This window comes from Corynebacterium sp. HMSC072A02, assembly GCF_001810085.1.
Classification (GTDB): Bacteria; Actinomycetota; Actinomycetes; order Mycobacteriales; family Mycobacteriaceae; genus Corynebacterium; species Corynebacterium hesseae.
In genome coordinates, this window is sequence record NZ_KV799810.1 from 1 (window position 1) to 20,136 (window position 20,136).

Consider the following 20,136-nt stretch of genomic DNA (forward strand, 5'->3'; position numbering starts at 1 on the left):
TAAAAGAAGCGGAACTAAACCCAGGACGCTTCAACGGTCATCGACGTCTACTCGCGCAAACTCGTCGGCCATGCACTCGCTGACCACATGCGGGTATCGCTGGTTATCGAAGCTTTATCTCATGCCAGAAAAGTCCGAGGAAGCCTTAAAGGGGCAATTTTCCATTCCGATCATGGCAGTGTGTACACCTCACAGGCATTTAGGGACCACTGCGCCAAGCTTGGTGTACGCCAATCCATGGGAGCAGTGGGAACGAGTGCCGATAATGCCCTGGCAGAATCATTTAACGCCACCCTAAAGCGTGAAGTTCTGCGAGATAGGAAAGTCTTTGACAATCCCATCAGCTGCCGCCAAGAAGTCTTCCGATGGTGCATGCGCTACAACACCCGTAGACGACACTCCTGGTGCAATCTTCTAGCCCCCGATGACTTCGAAGCACTCACATCAGCTACACTGACCCAAGCAGCATAGCTAACCCCCGACGTGTCTACTTTCCGGGGGTCAGGCCCCTCACCACACCGCTACCATTTCAGTCTTCTGAACACACCGGTACCAAAAACTCGCATCTGACAGTAGATTTACTACAGAATTGAATGCTATTTGTTGTCGTAGTCTTGGTCACCGGAGGCACCGTACATGGTGGTCTTCAGAATTGGCCCCAGAGTGAGGATAGAGGTGCCAAACCCTGATACGACAAGGGCCGCAGCTGGGCCGATGGCACTTACAACAGGTGCCCCGATGATGTATCCAATAAGCATTGCGGAGCTGTTAATTGAACCCATCGTAGAAAGGGCTTTGGGTTTCACTTCATCAGGTACGGATCCGACAACGATTATGCGTAGTGCGGCCACCTGAGCAGCATTGCAGACTCCGCCCAGGAGGAAACATGGGATGCAGAGCCACAATGAGGGAAATAGTCCAGGTAAAGCTATGAAACACCCCATAGCGAATCCTGCCCCGGCCAGGACTTTCCCAGCGTTCTGTGAGTGAAGGCGAGCTGAAAGCCGTGCGCCAAAGATGCGGCCCACGATAAATGCTTGGGCAATGATGGCATATAACGTACCGCTGACGTGGAGGGTCTGTGTCGCATAGAAGACAAGCGAAACGTTGAAAATCGAGGTGCAGATAATTGCTCCCCAAATGCTGGTTAACGCGGACCGAGCGCTTCTATTCTTCAGCAAAAGGGAAGGTGCTTCGAGGACCTTCTGGAGAAAACTCGGTGAAGAATCTTTGGTTTCTGAATGAAGCAGTGTTTTCGGGGGCGAGGATTTATAAAGGAAATAAAAAGCAAGTAGCGAGACTCCAACGGCGCAAGCTTCAACGAAGAGCGCTGTCTGCAGGTTTCTTTGGTCCAGTAGTAATCCACCTAGAGGTGGTCCAAGGAATCCACTGCCAAGTCGGGCTGTGTCCAAGAGGGAGAAGGCTTTCGCCTGCTGTCCTTCGCCGACCTGAGAGTCAGCGATGGTGAAAATGGATGGAATTGACAGTCCGCTTAAGCATGCGGTGACGAGATTTCCGACAATGAGGATCAATGGCTCTGGATAGGCTGCCATTGATAACAGGCCCAGAAGATCTAAGAAGAGTGCAGCAAGCGCAATGTGATAGCTGTTGAATTTGTTGAAGAGTGGGGCCAGAAAGGGGACTGCAAAAACTTGAGCGCAAGTACCCGAGATGAAGATGCTTGCCACCAACAGTTCGCCTTTGTTGAGTTCGGCGAAGTGGAGTGAAATCGAGAGGCTGGTCATTGACCCGCACACTGACAATAAAAAATATGTGGCGGTCAAGGTGTAGATAGATGAAAGTCCTTCGTCACCACTGTTTCTAGGGGGATGCATTTAGGCTGCAACTGTTTCGTTGCCCTGGCCGCTGAACGGACCTGAACCTCCTACTGTGACTACTTCGGAAAGCGTTTCGGAGGTAAGCATTATTTCTCCCATATGTGATGACGATTACATACAACAAGGTAATGATGTGAGTCTCTCATTTCAAGGGCGTAGCGGAGGCAGCTCTTGCACTGTGTACAGGAAAAAGTAGTGCTAGCGCTAGTGACCTTCGCTCTCGTGCGAAACACAATACAGAGCATGAAAAAGCTTGTGGTTGGCATGATTGCCGTGGTGGCCGTGATTGTGGTGGCGTTTGTAGGGTTTGTGGGATTCATGCAGTGGGTGGACGCAGACAGCGTGACCGGTGATGACGGCGTGGCTGCCGGATATAGCGCTGAGACAGGTGGCCCGCTGGAAGCGTCGTTTGCGGGCGAGGGGCCGCACGAGGTCGACGTGCGGCGTGATGGCGACGTGACCATCGCGGCACCGACAGGCGCGGGACCGTTTCCGGCGGCGGTCATGGCTAATGGCACGAACACGCCGTTGAGCAGCTACCTGCCCGTGGCGGAGCACCTGGCTAGTTGGGGCTTCGTGGTTGTCGGCGATGAGACTCCCCACACAGGTACAGGAGAGAATGTCGTGCACTTGATTGAGCGCTTGCCGGAACTGGATTCTCGTGCGGACCGATCACGAGTCGGCATTTTTGGCCACTCACAGGGTGGTGCGGGTGCCATCAACGCTGCGGCCCACACGGAGGTAGCAGCTGTGTATGCGGCGAGCCCGGCCTCCCACAAAGTGGCACAGTCCAATGACTGGGACTACAACACGGCTGACGTAGAGGAACCGCTATTCCTGATGACGAGCGATGGCCGTTCGGACCGCTGGCTTGTTAGTCCGTGGTCAGACTTGCAGGAGAACTTTGAATCAGCTGGTGGTCCGGCAATCATTGCCCGCCGCCTGGGCGCGGACCACAAGGACGTTCTAGAGTTCGGGGACAGTTACGCCACCGCGTGGTTCCGCTACATTCTTGCTGATGATCCTGATGCGAGAGATGTGTTCGTTGGCACCTCACCAGCGGGCGCCGGTGAGCTAGCGAGCAACGCGCTTTGGGACCGAGTGGTCACCCGTGGCTGGTAGCTCGCCGGGCCTTTCGACATTCCGCGCGGTGCACCTAACGCGCTAAAAGCCATCTGCGCTCACACACCCCCTTCGGAGGAAGTGTGGTTCACAAAAATTGGTAGCCCTGATAAATTTCAAGTGAATTGTCAACCGGGCTGCGCCACGTCAGCCCGTACAAGCGGGACCGAATGAACCATGCAGACAAAGGAGAAAGGCCACGTCGAGGGCCTCTATATTGATGAAAACTTCGAGCTGCGCGCTGGGGCCGTCACGTTCGGGGAGAGTATTGAGGGCATAGTGCTTGGCGACGTCCCCCAAGCCGAGGCTGCCTGGCGCGCCGGGGACTCGGATGCGTTGCTGTGGGTGCCCGGCTTCGTGGACCTACACAACCACGGCGGCAACGGCGGGGGATTCCCCAACGGCGACTACGAGCAGTGCCTAGCCGCCGCCCGCTTCCACCGCGCGCACGGCACAACGACACTGCTGGCCAGCTTGGTCTCCGGCACGCAAGAAGAACTCTGCGCCCGGGCGGAGCTTTTAGCCCAGCTGGCTGAAGAAGGCGAGATCGCCGGAATCCACATGGAGGGCCCCTTCATCGCTGCGGCCAAATGCGGCGCACAGGACCCCTCGCGCATCGTGCCCGGTGACCCGGACTTCTTCCGCGCGGTCATCGCCGCGGCCCGCGGCCACCTGCGTTCGATTACCTTCGCGCCGGAAACGGAGAACGTCGACAAGCTGCTCGACGTCTGCGCGGAGCATGGCATCATCGCCAGCCTGGGCCACACCGAGGCCGATTATGACACCACGCTGAGCGTTATCGCCAAGGCTAAGGAGCTCGGCCTGACCGTGACTGGAACGCACCTCTTTAATGGCATGCCTTCTATTCACCACCGCGCGCCGGGCCCGGTAGCGGCTTTGCTCACCGCAGCGAAGGCGGGGGATGTGTCCGTCGAGCTCATCGCAGATGGTGTGCATCTTGTTGACGGCGCCGTGGACATGGCTCACAGTCACTGCGCCTTCGCCATCACTGATGCCATGGCGGCGGCCGGCATGGCCGACGGTGACTATGAGCTGGGTTCGCTGCCTGTCACCGTGAGCGGGGGAGTCGCGCGCGTGCCCAGCGGTGCTATCGCGGGCGGCACCTCTACATTGTCCCAGCAATTCGCCAGCTTCGCCGAGCGCCACGGCCTCGGGGAAGCAGTTCGTTTTACCTCCACTACAGCCGCGGATGTGCTGGGGGAAGCGAATCTAGGCCGAATCGCGGTTGGCGCGCGCGCCAACCTGGTTGGCCTTAACTCTCACTACCAACCGGTGCGCGTCATCGTCGACGGCGCGGACATCCCACTCTCTTAAACACACAGGAAGGCATCTCATGGAAATCCTCATCCGCTCCACGCCGGCCGAAGTGGCCGTGGAGGCCGCTGACATCTTCGCGCACTACGCCAACGCCGGCGCCACCTTGGGCCTGGCCACAGGATCGACCCCGGTAGCGATGTACAAGGAGCTCATTACGCGCCATGAGCGCGGCGAGGTGAGCTTTGCCCGCAGCCGCGCATTCCTGCTTGATGAATACATCGGGCTGGAGCGTACCCACGAGCAGTCCTACTATTCCACCATTCGCCGCGAATTCACCAGCCACGTGGATTTCGATGATGACCTGGTAAAAAGTCCCGCTGGTGACTCCGATGACCCCGCCACCGCCGCGGCCAACTATGACAAAGCCATCCGTGATGCCGGCGGCGTGGACATCCAGCTGCTGGGCATCGGGGCCAACGGGCACGTTGGCTTCAACGAGCCGTCGAGCTCCCTGCAATCGCGCACCCGCATCAAGACGCTGCACCCGCAAACCGTGCAGGATAATGCCCGCTTCTTCGACAACGAAGACGAGGTCCCGCGCCACGTGCTGACTCAAGGATTGGGCACCATCAGTGAGGCCCGCCACCTGCTCTTGTTGGCCACTGGCAGCAACAAGGCCAGCGCGGTCCACGCCATGGTGGAAGGCCCGCTCTCCGCGCACTGCCCCGCGTCGATCCTGCAGTGGCACCAGCGCGCCACGGTGATCCTCGATGAAGCCGCCGCCTCCCAGCTGGAGGACCGCGAGTACTACGTTTTCGCGGACAAGCACCGTCCGCACCGCCCACTCTTCTCCTAAAAACTCCATCTAATTCCTTACTAGTGTGAAAGGACTCCTCGCATGAAAGTCGATGTCATGGGGCCGCTGCAGCGGCTCGGAAAAGCCCTCATGGGCGCTGTGGCGGTACTGCCCGTCGCGGCGATCCTCAGTGGTGTTGGCTACTGGATCTCCAGCGCGGCTGGCCCGGATAATCTCGCTGCCCAGCTGCTGATCAGCTCCGGCGACGCGGTCCTGGCCAACCTGGGCTGGATCTTCGCCATCGCCATTGCCTTCGGCCTGGCCAAGGATTCCAACGGTGCCGCGGCACTCTCTGGCTTCCTGGCCTTCGCCACGTTTATGAAACTGCTCGGCCCGGAGGCCGTGGCCGGCTACCGAGGCATCGAAGATCCCACCGCGCTGACTGGTGATGAGGCCCTGCAGTGGGCCTCGGAAGGCTGGAACGCCGTGGGCGGCGGCAACGTCCTCTTCGGCATCCTCGCCGGTATCATGGCGGCCTGGGTTTATAACCGCTTCCACGGCACCAAGCTGCCGGACTTCTTGGCCTTCTTCTCTGGCCGGCGCCTCGTGCCGATCCTCACCGCGATCATCGCCATGGTGATTTCCGGCATCCTCTACTTCGTGTGGCCGTTCATCTACAACGCGCTCTTCAACTTCGGTACCTCCATCCAGGGCCTGGGTGCGGCGGGCGCCGGCATCTACGGCGTGGCTAACCGCCTGCTCATCCCGACCGGCCTGCACCACGCGCTGAACTCCGTCTTCTGGTTCGATGTCATCGGTATCAATGACATCGGCAACTTCCAGGCCGGTCAGAAGACCATCGAGGCAGCCGCGGCCGCCACCTCCGCAGCTGACTGCCCGGGCATTTGGGCCAACGGCCAGTGCACGGTCGAGGGCGTCGTCGGCCGCTACCAGGCGGGCTTCTTCCCGGTCATGATGTTCGGCCTGCCGGGCGCGGCACTTGCCATGTACCTGCGAGCGGATAAGAGCAAGCGCAAGGTCGTTGGTTCCCTGATGGCCGCAGGTGCTTTGGCCTCCTTCTTCACCGGCGTGACTGAGCCGCTGGAGTTCTCCTTCATGTTCGTTGCCCCGCTGCTCTACGTGGTGCACGCGTTGCTTATGGGCCTGTCCGTCTTCATCGCTTCCACTATGGAGTGGACCGCCGGCTTCGGTTTCTCGGCCGGTTTCGTGGACATGTTGCTCTCCTCGCAGAACCCGCTGGCTAACAAGTGGTACATGCTGCTGGTCATGGGTGTGGGCTTCTTCGCCCTGTACTTCGTCATCTTCTACTTCCTTATCGGCTGGCTCAACCTCAAGACCCCGGGCCGCGGTGAGGATGATGCGGTAGCAGACCCCATGGAGGATTCCGCTACCGGCGATGACAAGACTGCTCGTGATGCCGCGCGCATCATCGAGGGCCTCGGCGGCAAGGACAACATTGACTCACTGGACTACTGCACCACGCGCCTGCGCGTGGGCGTGAAGGAGCGCGCGCTTGTCGACGACTCCGTGATCAAACGCGCCGCCGTCTCCGGCGTCATCCACCCCTCCGAGAAGAGCGTCCAGGTCATCGTGGGCCCGGCCGTGCAATTCATGTATGACGAGGTCAGCCACCAGCTGCGCCACGGTTCTCCGGTCCTCGCCACGGCGGGTGCTGCGAGCGCCGCAGGTGCTGGAGCCAGCGCCGCTTCCGCTCAGAGCATCAGCGGTGATGCCGTTGACGTGGATGTGCGTGCCCCGTTCGCCGGTGACGTCGTCGCGCTCTCCCAGGTCCCGGATGCGTCCTTTGCGCAGGGCATGGTGGGCGAAGGCTTCGCTGTGATGCCTGATGCCGTCGATGCCTTCGACGTCTGCGCCCCGGTCGACGGCACCATCACCATGGTCTTCAAGACGCGCCACGCCTTCGGCATGAAGACCGCGGATGGGCTGGACCTGCTCATTCACATCGGCATCGACACGGTGGAGCTCAAGGGCGAAGGCTTCACGGCCCTGGCCAAGAAGGGCGATACAGTCACCGCCGGCACACCGATCATCGCGGTGGAGGCGCAGAAGCTGCGCGAGCGCGGCGTCAACCTCATTACCCCGGTGGTGTGCCCGACGGCCAAGCAGGTCGCCGGAGTCGACATCGCTCGCGAGGGTCATACCCAGCCAGGCGAGGTTGCTGCAACCGTCAAACGCAGCAGCTAGCCGGCTGGATTAAATCCCAGACACAGAAACTGCCCGAGTTGCCAAAACAACGTTGCTCCCTGCGGTGAGGAGCGAAGGTTTTGGCAACTCGGGCAGTTGTGGCTCGGAGGGCCCTATTTCAGCCGGGAAATCTGGAGTAAAGACGTGGGCTAGTCGGTGCCGTGCAGCAGGCGCGGCACCACCTTGCCCGTGGCATTGCGCGGCAGCTTGTCCAGGAAGTGGACATCGCGCGGCACGGAGTGGTCGGCGAGGTTCTCGCGGACCCAGGCGCGGATGGCGTCGGCAGTCACGGCGTTGCCGAGGGCGTCCCGCGTAGTCACCGCCCACACGGCGATGCGCTGGAAGGTGGTTTCATCCTCCACGCCGCCGGCATGCACCTCCGCGATGCCCGGCATGGCCTCGAGCACCTCCGTCACCGACTGCGGGTGCACGTTCTCGCCGCCGACAATGATCATGTCATCCGCGCGGCCCACCACATGCAGGTAGCCCTCGGGGTCGATATAACCCAAGTCCCCGATGGAGATGAGGCCATCGACCTTGTTGAGCGGGATCTTGGGGTTGGTATAGCCAATGAGCGCGGTGGAGTTGGTCAGGTAAATCTCACCGACCTCACCGCGGGGAACCTCGTTGCCTTCCTCATCGAGGATGCGCAGCTTTGTGCCGGAGGCAATCTTGCCGCCGATGGTGGGATCCTTGGCCACCTCTTCCATGCTGGCCGTCGATGCCAGCGCCAGCTCCGTGGAGCCATAGACATTGCAGAGAATCGGGCCGAAGCGCTCGTGGGTTTCCTTGACGATCTCCGGGGTGAGCGCATGCCCGGCGGAGGCAATGAACTTCAGGCTCGAGGTATCGAAGGCCGAATCCGGGTCAACCTCAACCATCTGGCGGAAGAAGACGGGGGAGGAAAGCAGACCATCGAGCTGGTAGCGCTGGATATCATCCAGTGCGGCCGCCGGGTCAAAGACGCGGCGGGTGACGATGGTATTGCGCAGGCCCAACGCGATGTTGAGGCAGGCCCAGCCCCACGTGTGGAAGATGGAGGCGGTCATCTGCACCTTCTGGTCCCCGCGCCACGGCACCGCATCCACGATGGACGCAACCACCACCGGCAGCGTCGGTTCCGGGCGCATGATTCCCTTGGGGATGCCCGTGGTGCCGGAGGACATCAGCACGATATGCCCGTGCTTGGGCCAAGTGGGAAGCTTGTGCTTCTCGACGTCCCGCGGATTCTCCACGATCTTGCGCAGCGTTGCCGCTTGCGCCAGCTCGGTAGGGATCTCTTTACCGGACTCGTGGCCAATCACCACGTGCAGGCCAGCAATGGTGCTAGAGCTGTCGAGGCGGTCGATGAATTCATCATCGATAACGAGCACGTTGATGCGGTTTTCCTCAATGCACCCGGCAAGCTGCTCGGGGGAGGAACCGACGTTGAGCAAAAAGATGTGTGCCCCCGCATAGCCCTTGGCAGCCAGCGGGGTGATAATGCCCCGCCCATTGCGAGCCATGACGCCAAGGCGGATCTCGTCGAGGCCCAGGGAGAGCAACCAGCGCGCGAAGGTCTGGGATTCTTCGCGCAGCTGGCGGTAGGTGAGGGCCCCGTCATCGTCGATAAGCGCCAGGCGTTCCGGGCAGGTCAGGTAGGCCTGCTCCACCTCGCGGGCGGTGGTGAAGCGGTAGCGTGCCAGAACCGGCGCGGTCAGGGCCACCGCCCGCGGGCCGCCGGCCGGGCTAATGAGGCCCGCGCGGAAGAGCGAAGGGATAAAGCGCGCGAGGGCGGCGGCGTGGAAGGTTACATCAGAAAGCTTCATAAGGTTCTCATCGAAAGGAGGGGAAAAGAGGTTACGGAGACGGCGGACTCGCCATAATCAAAACGACAACCTGTTACAGGTGTTGCTATTGTTACATAAGCTGCAACCGCTAGCGTAGTCTATTATGGTTTCGGTCTAGAACATACTCTTTCGGAAGGACATTAGTCACGTGAAGTCTACTCAGCGCATCGCTGCTCTCTGCGCCTCCCTCCTCGTGGCGGTAGGCCTGTCCCAAGCTCCGCAGGCAGTTGCCGGCGAGCGAAACCTCGTCGCCTTTGGTGATTCCGTGCTGGCGGATCCGCAACTTGATACCTACCTGGCCTCTCGGGTGGGCTCTTCTCAGCGCAACCCGAGCCTGAACTGCCCGTCTGGCAATAACTACGCCAAGCGCACCGCCGCCAAGCTGGGTATGCCGGTGGCGGATTTCTCCTGCTCCGGTGCTGTGTCCATGTCTCAGGGCCCGCAGGTGAACGCGCAGATCGACGATGCTATTCGCCGCGGCGCGCTCAGCGGGGATACGCAGCGCGTGCTCTTCTCCAGCGGTTTCAATGACACGTACAACAACGCCGGGCTTTCCGACGGTGACCTGCGTGCCCGCTGGGTCGGTGCCAACGCGCCGCTGATCCACAAGATCCGCGCGGCGGCCCCCAACGCTCGCATCCAGATTGTCGGTTACCCGACCATCGGCTCGGGCGACCGCTACTGCCTCCTCCACTTTGGTCCGAAGCCGGCCGACGCCACGGCGCTGCCGATGGTGCAGCGCTATGAAAACGTCGCGCAGTGGATGCAGGTGGATCTGGCGCGCGCTACCGGAACCGAGTTCGTGGACATGAAGCCGATGACCTGGGATCGTGGCATGTGTGCCGACGCCGACAAGCGCCTGTGGGCGGGTCTGGTGGACTTCTCTGCGGGGCCGGGCAACCTGCCGCTGCACATTAATGCGCGCGGTCACGAGTTTGTGGCCAACCACCTCGCGAGCTTCTAGAAGCGCGTTCTTCTGACTTTTAGGCCCGGGCTACATTGCCTGGGCCTTTCGCGTACCCTCGCGGACATGACTGTTAATGAAAATCTAAATGAAAATAACTCTCAGCAAGGCTCGGAGGTTGTCCGCGGCGTGATTGCGCGCGCCAAGGGCGAGCCCGTCGAGACCGTCAACATCGTCGTGCCCGCTCCAGGCGAGCGCGATGTCGTGGTCAAGATTCAGGCCTGCGGCGTCTGCCACACGGACCTGGCTTACCGCGATGGTGATATCGAGGATGCCTTCCCGTTCTTGCTCGGGCATGAGGCGGCGGGCGTCGTCGAGCGCGTGGGCGATGCCGTCACCCACGTCGAGGTTGGTGACTTTGTGGTCCTGAACTGGCGCGCGGTGTGCGGCGAGTGCCGCGCTTGTAAGAAGGGTGAGCCGAAGTACTGCTTCAATACCCACAACGCCTCCGCGAAGATGACGCTCGCGGATGGAGATAAGGACGCCGGCACCGAGCTCACCCCAGCGCTCGGCATCGGTTCCTTTGCGGAGAAGACCCTGGTCCACGAAGGCCAATGCACCAAGGTTAACCCGGAGGCAGACCCGGCGGCCGCGGGCCTGCTGGGCTGTGGTGTGATGGCCGGTTTGGGCGCTGCTGTTAATACCGCGGACGTTAAGCGCGGCGAGTCTGTCGCGGTTTTCGGCTGCGGTGGCGTGGGCATGGCGGCTATCGCCGGCGCGGCGTTGGCTGGTGCCTCCAAGGTCATCGCCGTGGACCTGGACCCGGACAAGCTGGAGCTGGCTAAGAAGTTCGGCGCTACCCACACGGTTGCGGCGAAGGACAAGTCCGAAGAAGAGGTCATCGAGGCCGTCCGCGAGCTCACCGAGGGCTTCGGCACCGACGTGGCCATTGACGCCGTGGGCATTCCCGTTACCACCCGCCAGGCCTTCTACTCCCGCGACCTGGCCGGCCGCATGGTCATGGTGGGCGTGCCGAACCTCACCAGCCGCTTCGACGTCCCGGCCATTGACTTCTTCGGCCGCGGCGGTTCACTCAAGTCCTCCTGGTATGGCGATTGCCTGCCGGAGCGTGACTTCCCCATGTACGTCGACCTCTCCTTGCAGGGCCGCTTCCCGCTCAAGGACTTCGTGACCGAGCGCATTGGTCTCGACGACGTGGAAGAGGCCTTCGCTACCATGAAGGCCGGCAAGGTACTTCGATCCGTAGTGGAGCTGTAAATGATCATTGAACAGTTTGTAACTTCAGGAAAGTTCCGCCTCGACGGCGGCGAGTGGGACGTGGACAATAACGTCTACATCCTGGCCGCAGGTAGCGCGACTAGCGACGCCGAGTGCTACATCATCGATCCTTCCCACGACGCGGAGCGCGTCATCGAAGAGGTGGGCCAGCGCACGGTCAAGGGAGTTATTCTCACCCACGCGCACAACGACCACTGCGAGCTCGCTCCCCAGGTGGCTGAGCACTTCGATGTGTCCATCTACTTGCACCCGGATGACCGCCCCCTGTGGGAGGAAACGCACGAGGACGCGACCTTCGTTCCGCTGGAGGATAACCAGCTCTTTACCGTGGGCGATAGCGACTTCGTGGTCTTCCACACGCCGGGCCACTCGCCGGGATGCGTGGTGCTCTACATTGCGGACGAGGCCACGCTTCTGTCGGGCGATACTCTCTTCAACGGCGGGCCCGGCGCCACCGGCCGCAAGTACTCCGACTTCGACGTCATCATCGAGTCCCTGCGCAATCGCGTGCTGAACCTCCCGCCGGAGACCCGCGTCCTGCCGGGCCACGGCGATGAGACCACCATTGGCGCTGAGGCAGCGCGCATCGATGAGTACGTCGCGCGCGGTTACTAACTCTTAAACCTTGGCCTAGAGCTTAGCTCTAGGCCGGCGTGCGGGCGGCCTTTACTCCTGCCACCACCGTGGCGGCGAGTGAAAGTCCGAACCAGACCCACGCATCCGCCACGCCCGCGCTGAAGGCGCGGGCTTTTTCTTGCACCGCGAACTGCGCATCCGTGCTTAAGACTGCGGGTAGTGTTGCACTGCCGTAGCTCAAGATAAACAGCACGCCGATGAGCACGAAGAATGCGCCCGATACGAGGGAGAGGGTATTCGTGCGCACGGGGCCCAGAGTGACTTCGCGTCCGCGAAGCCACGACCACGAACCCACATCGAGGCGCTCCCACAGCGCAGCCAGCACAAAGAGCGGCGCGGCCATGCCCGCGGCATAAGCCACCATGATGAGCCCGCCGTAGAGCGCGCTTCCCGACGCAGCGGCCGTGGTGAGGACAGCGCCCAGGAGTGGGCCCGCGCAAAAGCCGGCGAAGCCATAAACCGCGCCGAGCAGAAACACTTTGCCCCGTGCTTTGCCGGACAGGGCATCCATGCCGGGGATGCGGAAGCCACCGCCCAGGGCGGTAAAGATTCCCAGCGCAATGATGATCCAGCCCGCCACCGTGATGACTTGGCTACGATACTGCGCCAGCACCGCGGCCAAGCCCATGCCGATGGGCACGAGCGTGGTACACAGACCCAAAAAGAAGACCAAAGTCTTGAACAGCAGCTGGCGCTGCGAATCGAAGGCATAGGCAAAGAAGGCTGGCACCAACAGCGCTGAACAGGGGCTGATCAAGGTCAGCACGCCGGCGATGACGGCGCCGAAGATTCCGATGCTCACAGGCTCACCCCCACTGCATAACCGCCCAATAAGGCGGTCAAGATAACCAGCGCGATGAAGACCCACACGATCAGCGGTGGTTTAGGCATTGGCCGCCTTTCCCAGCTGCTCTTGGATGATCTTCTCAAAAGCCTCGGGCGGCTGCGCGCCACCAACGAACTGATCTCCCACCACGAAGGCCGGGGTGCCCGTAATGCCGATCTGGGAGGCATAGCGGGTGGCCGTTTCAACGACCTCAGTGTAGGTATCATCCGTGGCCTGCTGGCGGAACTTATCCAGGTCCGCAACGCCCGCCTTCTTGGCAAACTTCATGAAGTCCTCGATGCCGAATTCCGGGTGGCCACTGATGTCCTTGCTGGCGGCATAGAGCTCGTGCTTGAACTCCTGGAACTTACCCTGCGCCGCGGCCGCGCGCCCAGCCTTGGCGGCCTCGATGGCGGCGGGGCCGTTTACAGGGTAGTCATTCCACTCGATGCGTACCAGGCCCTTTTCCACGTACTTCTTAAGGATATCCGGCTCGGTGACATTGGCGTGGCGGGAGCAGAACGGGCACTCGAAATCGGAGAACTCCGAAATCACCACGGGCGCATCCACCGCACCCACGGCGAAAGGATCGTTCTCCTTTTTGCGGTGTACCACCGTGATATCCCTAGACATGGTGTCACCGCCGGGCCCGAACATCATCGGGTCACCCTTCCCATCGGAGAACTTCGTGCCGGGCGTGGCCTTGGCGGCATCTTTCGCCAGGTCTTCGGCTGTCGCCGTGCTCGTTGCGGTCTCCTGCGCTGCGGGAGTGCTTTCATCGCCGGAAGAGGTGCGCTCTGCAAGCAGGAAGCCAATGATGACGGCCAAGATAACAACGATCACCAACAATCCCCATGCCACGGGGCTGATGGTGGATAGCGCTGACTTCTTTGGTCCATTGGTGGACTGGGAGGATGAACTAGGCATGCGATTACCTTAACGCGTCTAGGACCGTTTGGGTGAGGCGGCTCCTGATACAGGGCGGGGATGCTTAAGGACGTCCTGACACAAGGAGGGGAGGCTTAAACACGTACGGATCGATCAAATAAGGCCTCAGATCCCGTTGGTTTTCGGACCTTATTTGATCGATATGTACCTCGGTCTCAGCCCTCTTGGGCAGCCGCAAGAAGATAACGGCCATAGCCGGACTTCAGGAGGGGCTCTGCCAGCTCGGTGAGTGCCGCGGCATCGATGAAGCCTTCCGCAAAGGCTGCAACCTCCGGCGAACCAATGACGGTTCCAGTACGCTTCTGCATCACCTCGACGTAGGCCGAAGCCTCACTCATGGAGTCCACCGTGCCGGTATCCAGCCAGACATCACCGCGCTGCATGCGCTTGACGCGCAGCCGCCCGCGGCGCAGGTACTCCTCGTTGACGGCGGTGATCTCTAGTTCCCCGCGCGCGCTGGGCGTGATGGACTTGGCAATCTCCACCACGGAATTGTCATAGAAGTACAAGCCCACCACAGCGTGGTTGGACTTGGGCGCGGCGGGCTTTTCCTCGATGGACAGGGCTTGACCGGAGTCATCAAAGTCCACAACGCCATAGCGCTGCGGATCGGAGACCTCGTAGGCAAAGATGATGCCGCCGTCTGGGCGGTGACATTCGTTCAGCGCGGTGGAAAAGCCGTGGCCGTCAAAGATGTTGTCACCCAGGACAAGGGCCACGTCATCCTCGGCGATGAAGTCTTCGGCGATGAGGAAGGCCTGGGCCAAGCCTTCGGGGCGCGGCTGCACCGCATAGTGCAGCATGAGGCCGAGCTGGGAGCCATCGCCAAGCAAGCGTTGGAAGGCGGCCTGGTCTTCTGGGGTGGTGATGATGAGGATCTCGCGTATGCCGGCCTGGATCAGGGTGGTCAAGGGATAGTAGACCATCGGCTTGTCATAGATGGGCATGAGCTGCTTCGAGATGCCCTTGGTGATGGGGTAGAGGCGGGTCCCAGAACCGCCTGCGAGAATGATGCCCTTCATGGGCTTTAAGCTTAACGGAGGGGTCTCGCGCCGGGGTGCGGCGGCGCGGGCTGGCGAACATAACACTTAACTTCCCACTTAACATAACACGTGGGAAGTTAAGTGTTATGTTGAGTGTTATGCTCTATTTGCGCAGCCTGTAGCGCTGCTTAGGGCTGCGTCCGGGTTCAGTCTTTTCGGCGATGTTATCGCGGATGAGCTCATTCAGTGCTTTCTGGACCGCTGTCCGGCTGAGCTTTGTAGCCTCAACTAATTCGGTTGTCGATACGGACGGGCTGCCGTGGAGCAGGTGTTCCACATGGTCACGTGCGGTGCCATAGCGTTCCTGGGTGGCTACCCTGCGGCGGTGGAAGATGATGGTGAAGCTGTCGAGCCGGTTGATAATTTCCGGTTTGGGCATGAGTGCGTCAGCTAAGGCCTGATGGATGGTGGCGATGCCCGTGCCGCGGTTCTCTGCGGCGACGCCGCCTTCCGGTAGGGGAATGTCCTCTAGGAACGTGGCAAGGCGTTGATTGCGGGTAGAGCTGACACCAGCTTCTCCAAGATTTCGGAGCGTAACCCCGCCATATAGGCCTCCCGGATTGGTGATTTCCAAGCGATCGACGAACATGTTGATTTGCACCTGACTGCCGCGAGCAGTCGGGGAGTAGTCACGGTGCATGAGCGCATTGACTAGTGCTTCACGAACAGCGACCAGTGGATAATCCGGAAGTGCGGTCCGGGACTTGTCGCCGATAAAGCCAGCGGTGCGCATGTTCTTCTTTACGATGTCGATGCCTTCGCTCACCAGCTCCGGAATCGTACCGTGAAGCGTGGCGCTGTCGAGAAGGCGGACACCCGTGGTGACATCACCTTTCGATGTTCCGGGAAAGAGCGCGAAGGTAACCGTTAATCGGGGGAAGAACTCCTGCGGGTAGTCTCCCATGACAAGAAGTGAGGCCAGCGTGGGGTGGCCGTCCTTGAGAATTCGCAGGCGTTTGAGGGCTGTGTCCTGTCCATTCGCAAAAGTCTTGGGGCGGCGCTCTTTCTGCACTTGGAGGAAGCCGTCAAGAGCGGCACCCTCGATGTCCTCCAGCGTGGCATCTGGGATGGCATCTTCATCCCAGGTCGGTTGCGTGTGCTCTTCAACGAGTCGATTTACTTCGTACTGGGACAGGCGCGTATCACCATCGCCGGTGCGAATATAGCTCCCTTAGTACAGCCCCCTTTCGGCCACATAGCAGGGCTTATCGCGCGCGGGAAGCTCGTCGATCTCTGCGACGAGTATGTTGCTGCTTTCAAATTCGATGATGTCGATTTGCGGGCGGACCGGCGGGATGAGCTGTTGGCAGCGAGTCTCCAATTGGTCTTGGGCAGTAGAGGCAGAGAACTTCTTAACTGGGGTGAAGCCGTCCTGCTCTGAAAGGCCGATGATGAGCGTCCCGCCGTCCCCGTTTGCGAAGGCACTGAGCGTGGAAAGTACTTCCTTGCTGACGGAAGATTTTACCTCTACGGATTGCTTATCGCTGCCGATGACTCGCAGCTGTGCAATTAACTCATTAAGCTCAGAAGGGGTCATGAGCAGGCCTTTCTCTCTACATACCGCTCAACATAACACATAACATAACACGTGGGAAGTTAAGTGTTATGTTGAGTGTTATGCTGGGTAAAGCCCCAGGTAGAGTGCCAAAGCGGCCCGCCAATTCATAGGTTTAAAGCCGGTGGCTTCAATCTTGGACAGATCGAAGGTGGACTCCTTCGGGCGGGGAGCCTCGGGCCCGGCGATCTCGCGGTACTGCTCGGTGCTCACCGGCGTGACATCCGCAGGGTCTTGGCCCACGCCGGTGAAGACGGCCATGGCGATTTCATCGCGTCCCACCGCATCACCGGAGTTGGAGATGTTGTACACGCCGTACTCGGCTTCGGTCTTGAGCAAGTGGATGATGCCCTTGGCCAGGTCCTCGGCGAAGGTGGGGCGCCCGCGCTGATCATGGATGACGGAGGGCTTGACCCCCTTATCCGCCAAAGAGCGCATCGTGGCCATGAAGTTCGCGCCATCGCCGAAGACCCACGAGGTACGGATGACATAGTGGCGCGGGGCGGTTTGTGCAGCCGTATCGCCCGCGGCTTTCGACGCCCCGTAGGCCGAGAGCGGGGAGGGCATCTCCTCCTCGGAGTGGACCTCTTTAGAGCCATCAAAGATGTAGTCGCTAGACACGTGCACCAAGGTCAGGTTATTCTCCGCCGCAATGCGCGCGAGCTTCGCCGGTGCGGAAGCGTTGACCGCCCAGGCCGCGGCGCGATCGTCCTCCGCGCCGTTGACATCGTTGTACGCCGCGCAGTTGATGATGGCGGAGTACTGCTTCCATGGGCGTGCAGGCGGGTTGGTGATATCGAAATCCTCGTGCCCACAGAACTCCACAGCACCCAAGCCAGCAGAAGGCAGGAATTTCTGTAGGGCGCGGCCCAGTTGCCCGTTGGCCCCGGTGACCAGGATGCGGCGAGGGGGCATGGGGGAGACGTCGGCAAGCGCGGGGTGCCCCTTGTCCTTGTCAGAGATCTCCGTCGGCTCCAGCGGCCAGTCCACCATGTCCAGGTTGACGCAGGTGTACTCCCCATCCGGGGACCAGTGGTCATTGACCAGGTAGGAGTAGGCGCAGGCCTCCAGCGCCTGGAAACCGTTGGCCACGCCGCGCGGCACAAAGACCACCACGTCCTCGCGCAGCTCGTGGGTCACCAGCTGGCCAAAGGTGGCAGAGCCCTCGCGCAGATCGCACCACGCGCCGAAGGCCCGGCCGGAGGCCACGGAGACCAGCTTGTCCCAGGGCTCCGCGTGCAGCCCACGCGTGACACCCTTCTCCGCATTGAAGGAAACGTTGTTTTGCACCGGTTGGAAGTCTGGCAAGCCGGCCGCCACCATCTTCTCGCGCTGCCAGTTCTCCTTGAACCAGCCACGGTTATCGCCGTGGACGTCCAGCTCCACAATGAGCAGGCCCTCGATGGCCGTTGACTGCACCTTCATGGCTATTTATTGTCCTTGCTTCGCGTAGTTGGCTTCGACTTCTTCCTTGCCCGCGCGCCACCACTCCTCGTGGGCGCGGTACCACTCAATGGTGGCGGCCAGGCCCTCCCGCAGATCCGTGTAGCGCGGGGCCCAGCCCAGCTCGCGGCGCAGCTTGCTGGCATCCATGGCGTAGCGCTGGTCATGGCCCGGGCGGTCCGCCACGTGCTCGAAACGCGCCTGGCCGTCATCCGTCGCCCCCATGAGCTCACAAATCATCTCGATGACCTGGCGGTTATTCGTATCCTCCTGGTCGGCGCCGATGTTATAGGTCTCCCCGAGGCGCCCGCGGTCCAGGATGGCGAGCACCGCCTCATTGTGGTCATCCACGTGAATCCAATCCCGCACTTGCTCGCCCGTGCCATAAAGCTTGGCGGGCTGGCCTAGAAGCAGGTTGGTGATCTGCCGCGGAATGAACTTCTCAATGTGCTGGTAGGGGCCGTAATTATTGGAGCAATTTGAAATGGTTGCCCGCAGCCCAAAACTGCGCACCCACGCGCGCACCAGGTGATCCGAACCGGCCTTCGTGGCCGAATAGGGCGAAGACGGGTTATAAGGTGTCTCTTCCGTGAAGTAGGTATCTGCGCCAATTTCCAAATCACCAAAAACCTCATCGGTGGAGACATGGTGGAGGCGCACATCGTGGCGGCGGCAGGCCTCCAGCAGCACGAAGGTACCCATGATGTTGGTGTGGAGGAAGGGTGAAGGATCCCGCAGGGAGTTGTCATTGTGGGATTCCGCCGCGAAGTGCACCACGGTATCGGCGTGCGCTACGAGCTTGTCGACGACCCCCTCATCCGCCACGTCCCCCACCACGAGCTCGGCGTCCACGCCGTCGAGGTTGGCGCGGTTGCCCGCGTAGGTGAGCTTATCCAGGACGGTGATCTCCACCTCCGGGCGCTGCTGGGCCACGAGCCGCACGAAGTTTGCACCAATAAAGCCGGCGCCGCCGGTAACAAGCAGTCTGCGCATGGTCTCCCAGTTTAGAGCATGCCCTGTTTAGGCGACTGTGGGGAAATGAGGCAGCGCCGGTTGATCCAGCCACTGTGCCACGAGCTTGTCGACGTCACCCGGGTTCTCAGCAACCTTGCGCATGCGGCTGATGAGGTCCTCCGGGGTCACGACCGAGTGCTGCGCTGCGGTGAGGTAGTCCCGCACCGTGGCAAAGAAGGCCTCATCGCCTACGAGGCAGCGCAGCGCGTGGACGGTCAGAGCGCCGCGCTTGTAGACGCGGTCATCAAACATATCGCGCGTACCAGGATCACTGAGCACGATGTCCTGCTTCTTGCGGGCCAGCACCTGATAGTGCGAGCGCGCCGATTCATGTGCTGGGCGGCCATGCGCATGCTCGAACCACAGCCACTCGCAGTAGCAGGCGAAACCTTCGTTGAGCCAGATATCCTTCCACTCCGAAAGGCCCACGGAGTTGCCGAACCACTGGTGGGAGAGCTCGTGCGCGATGAGCCGCTCGAAGACGTGATCACCCTTGACGTGATTGGAACCGAAAATGGACAAGCCCTGGGCTTCGAGGGGGATTTCCAGCTCATCGTCGGTGATGACTACTTGGTAGTCGGAGAAGGGGTAGTGGCCAAAGAGTGCGGAGTAGAAATCCACCATCTCCTGCTGCTGGGCAAATTCTTCGAGTACCACCTGCTTGAGGCGGGCCGGCGCCCACGCACGGACGTTGGGGCCGAGGGGAATGTCGATGTATTCGCCGACCTGGACCGTGGCCAAATAGGTGGCCATAGGGTGCTTGACGCGGTAGTGCCAGCGCGTCATGGATCCGCCCGCGCGGCGGCGAGAGACCAGCTTGCCGTTGGAGATGACAACGAAAGGATCATCCGCGGTGATGCGAATATCGTAGGTGGCCTTCGCGGACGGAGTGTCATCACAGGGGAACCAGCTGGGCGCGCCGTTGGGCTGGCTGGCCACCAGCGAGCCTGACTCTGTTTCTTCCCACCCGATGTCACCCCACGGCGTGCGCAGCGGGCGGGGTGCTCCGCCATACCGAATGCAAAGCTCAAACTCTTGGCCTTCCGCGATTACGTCGGCAAAGTTTAGGCGCAGCTTTCCGCCGGACAGGCGGAATTTGGCCACGCGCGGAGCGTGCTTCGCCGTGATGCGGCGAGCCACCATGGCGCCGCCGAGGTCGAGGGTGAGCTTGTCTAGGTCCTCCAGCGCACGAATATGGAGCACGGCTTCGCCTTGAAGCATGTTGGGTTCCACCCGGTAGGTCAGGTCCAAGTCATAGTGGGTGACCTCGAAGCCGAGGTTGAAATCCACCCCCGTGTAGCTATCTCGAGTGAGTGCGGCGCGGTCGCGAGCGGCTGAGATATGCGAAAGGGCGGTGGAAAGCAGCTTCATAATGCCGC

General features: G+C 61.0%; 15 protein-coding genes and 2 pseudogenes. 8 read left to right on the forward strand and 9 right to left on the reverse strand.

Features of this window, described 5'->3' with window-relative positions:
• Positions 1-30: 30 nt before the first annotated feature.
• Positions 31-471 (forward strand): annotated as a pseudogene (locus tag HMPREF2698_RS12780) (transposase); the annotation flags it as partial.
• 125 nt (positions 472-596) lie between these two features.
• Here the strand turns inward: HMPREF2698_RS12780 and HMPREF2698_RS00860 are convergent.
• On the reverse strand, positions 597-1,835 hold the full coding sequence (locus HMPREF2698_RS00860) for an MFS transporter (RefSeq protein ID WP_046647863.1): 1,239 nt from the start codon (positions 1,833-1,835) through the stop codon (positions 597-599).
• Positions 1,836-2,081: 246 nt separating this feature from the next.
• On the opposite strand from HMPREF2698_RS00860, the gene HMPREF2698_RS00865 reads away from it, so the two are divergent.
• The 4 genes from HMPREF2698_RS00865 (at position 2,082) to nagE (ending at position 7,260) form a co-directional block, all read left to right on the forward strand.
• On the forward strand, positions 2,082-2,960 hold the full coding sequence (locus tag HMPREF2698_RS00865; protein WP_046647862.1) for an alpha/beta hydrolase family protein: 879 nt from the start codon (positions 2,082-2,084) through the stop codon (positions 2,958-2,960).
• 177 nt (positions 2,961-3,137) lie between these two features.
• Positions 3,138-4,295, forward strand: coding sequence for an N-acetylglucosamine-6-phosphate deacetylase (locus HMPREF2698_RS00870; protein ID WP_070561503.1), 1,158 nt, complete (start codon positions 3,138-3,140; stop codon positions 4,293-4,295).
• A 19-nt stretch (positions 4,296-4,314) separates the two neighbouring features.
• Positions 4,315-5,094: a glucosamine-6-phosphate deaminase gene (nagB, locus tag HMPREF2698_RS00875; protein WP_070561505.1), complete on the forward strand. Its 780-nt coding sequence runs from the start codon at positions 4,315-4,317 to the stop codon at positions 5,092-5,094.
• A 42-nt stretch (positions 5,095-5,136) separates the two neighbouring features.
• Positions 5,137-7,260, forward strand: a complete 2,124-nt coding sequence (gene nagE, locus HMPREF2698_RS00880; protein ID WP_070561507.1) for an N-acetylglucosamine-specific PTS transporter subunit IIBC — start codon at positions 5,137-5,139, stop codon at positions 7,258-7,260.
• 149 nt (positions 7,261-7,409) lie between these two features.
• On the opposite strand, the gene HMPREF2698_RS00885 is transcribed toward nagE, so the two are convergent.
• Entirely contained in the window at positions 7,410-9,068 is a 1,659-nt protein-coding gene (locus HMPREF2698_RS00885) for an acyl-CoA synthetase (RefSeq protein ID WP_070561509.1), read from the reverse strand.
• 169 nt (positions 9,069-9,237) lie between these two features.
• Here HMPREF2698_RS00885 and HMPREF2698_RS00890 point away from each other — a divergent pair, with 169 nt between their 5' ends.
• The 3 genes from HMPREF2698_RS00890 to HMPREF2698_RS00900 all read left to right on the forward strand — a co-directional run bounded on the left by HMPREF2698_RS00890 (position 9,238) and on the right by HMPREF2698_RS00900 (position 11,907).
• On the forward strand, positions 9,238-10,053 hold the full coding sequence (locus HMPREF2698_RS00890) for a GDSL-type esterase/lipase family protein (RefSeq protein ID WP_070561511.1): 816 nt from the start codon (positions 9,238-9,240) through the stop codon (positions 10,051-10,053).
• Between the two features lie 66 nt (positions 10,054-10,119).
• Positions 10,120-11,271: an S-(hydroxymethyl)mycothiol dehydrogenase gene (locus tag HMPREF2698_RS00895; protein ID WP_070561513.1), complete on the forward strand. Its 1,152-nt coding sequence runs from the start codon at positions 10,120-10,122 to the stop codon at positions 11,269-11,271.
• Entirely contained in the window at positions 11,272-11,907 is a 636-nt protein-coding gene (locus HMPREF2698_RS00900) for an MBL fold metallo-hydrolase (protein WP_070521255.1), read from the forward strand.
• A gap of 28 nt (positions 11,908-11,935) precedes the next feature.
• Here the strand turns inward: HMPREF2698_RS00900 and HMPREF2698_RS00905 are convergent, their stop codons facing one another.
• The 7 genes and pseudogenes from HMPREF2698_RS00905 to HMPREF2698_RS00935 form a co-directional block, all read right to left on the reverse strand.
• The gene (locus HMPREF2698_RS00905; RefSeq protein WP_070521252.1) at positions 11,936-12,730 is read right to left on the reverse strand and encodes a cytochrome c biogenesis CcdA family protein; all 795 of its coding nucleotides are present in this window, start codon (positions 12,728-12,730) and stop codon (positions 11,936-11,938) included.
• Positions 12,731-12,811: 81 nt separating this feature from the next.
• Complete coding sequence (locus HMPREF2698_RS00910) at positions 12,812-13,681, reverse strand: DsbA family protein (RefSeq protein WP_167595521.1); 870 nt, start codon at positions 13,679-13,681, stop codon at positions 12,812-12,814.
• 176 nt (positions 13,682-13,857) lie between these two features.
• The gene (gene rfbA / locus HMPREF2698_RS00915) at positions 13,858-14,724 is read right to left on the reverse strand and encodes a glucose-1-phosphate thymidylyltransferase RfbA (protein WP_070521249.1); all 867 of its coding nucleotides are present in this window, start codon (positions 14,722-14,724) and stop codon (positions 13,858-13,860) included.
• Positions 14,725-14,848: 124 nt separating this feature from the next.
• Positions 14,849-16,282, reverse strand: a pseudogene (locus HMPREF2698_RS00920) (ATP-binding protein).
• A gap of 78 nt (positions 16,283-16,360) precedes the next feature.
• Entirely contained in the window at positions 16,361-17,725 is a 1,365-nt protein-coding gene (gene rfbD, locus HMPREF2698_RS00925; RefSeq protein WP_070561515.1) for a dTDP-4-dehydrorhamnose reductase, read from the reverse strand.
• 6 nt (positions 17,726-17,731) lie between these two features.
• Positions 17,732-18,736, reverse strand: coding sequence for a dTDP-glucose 4,6-dehydratase (rfbB, locus tag HMPREF2698_RS00930; protein ID WP_070561517.1), 1,005 nt, complete (start codon positions 18,734-18,736; stop codon positions 17,732-17,734).
• A 27-nt stretch (positions 18,737-18,763) separates the two neighbouring features.
• Positions 18,764-20,128 carry a M1 family metallopeptidase gene (locus HMPREF2698_RS00935; protein WP_070561519.1) on the reverse strand — a complete coding sequence of 455 codons (1,365 nt, stop codon included), beginning with the start codon at positions 20,126-20,128 and terminating at the stop codon, positions 18,764-18,766.
• Positions 20,129-20,136: the final 8 nt, after the last annotated feature.

Excerpts from the sequence above, each read along its gene's own strand:
- HMPREF2698_RS00870 (WP_070561503.1), top strand. The coding sequence starts at position 3,138 with ATGCAGACAAAGGAGAAAGGCCACGTCGAGGGCCTCTATATTGATGAA.
- rfbA (WP_070521249.1), bottom strand. The coding sequence starts at position 14,724 with ATGAAGGGCATCATTCTCGCAGGCGGTTCTGGGACCCGCCTCTACCCC.
- HMPREF2698_RS00895 (WP_070561513.1), top strand. The coding sequence starts at position 10,120 with ATGACTGTTAATGAAAATCTAAATGAAAATAACTCTCAGCAAGGCTCG.
- HMPREF2698_RS00865 (WP_046647862.1), top strand. The coding sequence starts at position 2,082 with ATGAAAAAGCTTGTGGTTGGCATGATTGCCGTGGTGGCCGTGATTGTG.
- rfbB (WP_070561517.1), bottom strand. The coding sequence starts at position 18,736 with ATGCGCAGACTGCTTGTTACCGGCGGCGCCGGCTTTATTGGTGCAAAC.
- rfbD (WP_070561515.1), bottom strand. The coding sequence starts at position 17,725 with ATGAAGGTGCAGTCAACGGCCATCGAGGGCCTGCTCATTGTGGAGCTG.
- HMPREF2698_RS00935 (WP_070561519.1), bottom strand. The coding sequence starts at position 20,128 with ATGAAGCTGCTTTCCACCGCCCTTTCGCATATCTCAGCCGCTCGCGAC.
- nagE (WP_070561507.1), top strand. The coding sequence starts at position 5,137 with ATGAAAGTCGATGTCATGGGGCCGCTGCAGCGGCTCGGAAAAGCCCTC.
- HMPREF2698_RS00900 (WP_070521255.1), top strand. The coding sequence starts at position 11,272 with ATGATCATTGAACAGTTTGTAACTTCAGGAAAGTTCCGCCTCGACGGC.
- HMPREF2698_RS00885 (WP_070561509.1), bottom strand. The coding sequence starts at position 9,068 with ATGAAGCTTTCTGATGTAACCTTCCACGCCGCCGCCCTCGCGCGCTTT.
- nagB (WP_070561505.1), top strand. The coding sequence starts at position 4,315 with ATGGAAATCCTCATCCGCTCCACGCCGGCCGAAGTGGCCGTGGAGGCC.
- HMPREF2698_RS00910 (WP_167595521.1), bottom strand. The coding sequence starts at position 13,681 with ATGCCTAGTTCATCCTCCCAGTCCACCAATGGACCAAAGAAGTCAGCG.
- HMPREF2698_RS00860 (WP_046647863.1), bottom strand. The coding sequence starts at position 1,835 with ATGCATCCCCCTAGAAACAGTGGTGACGAAGGACTTTCATCTATCTAC.